This is a genomic window from Blautia sp. AF32-4BH (genome assembly GCF_003460565.1).
Taxonomy (GTDB): Bacteria; Bacillota; Clostridia; order Lachnospirales; family Lachnospiraceae; genus Fusicatenibacter; species Fusicatenibacter saccharivorans.
The window spans coordinates 1-566 of sequence record NZ_QTVL01000039.1; the positions used below are offsets into that span (position 1 = coordinate 1).

Below are 566 nucleotides of genomic sequence, written 5' to 3' on the forward strand. Positions count from 1 at the left end.
GTAAATAAGATTCTTCTATGATATGCAAGGGTGGTGAGCTTACAGTTTGAGCTTTTCACCCTTGTTTTATATATAACAGTTGTTGAATGGCATGTCAAGAGCAGGCGGTTTTCCGCCTGTCTTGATCGTCGGTTTACTCGTTATTCTGGAAGACGACCTTCGTACATAATACTCAGTTCGCCATATACCTGCGCCCAGTTTCGAATCGTACTGGTCCATTTTTTCGTAGCCTCAAAAGTGGCCAGGTACAGCGCTTTTAAAAGGGCCGTATCGCTTGGGAATACGCTTCTCTGCCGATTCAGCTTCCGGTAGGTGGAATTCAGGGATTCAATCGCATTGGTGGTATAAATCACCGTTCTGACCGTCGTTGAAAACTTGAAAATTGGAGAGATGGCATCCCAGTTATCCTTCCAGCGTTTCATGGAATTCGGATATTTGGGAGACCATTTTTCAGTTACACGATCTAAGGCTGCCAGCGCTTTCTTTTCATCTGCGGCCTGATAAATGGTCTTCAGATCCGCTGCAAATGCTTTTCTGTCCTTGTCAGGGACATATTTCAGTGTGTT

At 44.7% G+C, this 566-nt stretch carries 1 protein-coding gene; it reads right to left on the reverse strand.

Translation table 11 applies throughout. The annotated features are described in order from the left end of the window. Positions 1-140 precede the first annotated feature (140 nt). Positions 141-566, reverse strand: a 426-nt coding sequence (locus tag DWZ44_RS18905) for a transposase (RefSeq protein ID WP_243002166.1), incomplete at its 5' end; no start/stop codon positions are given.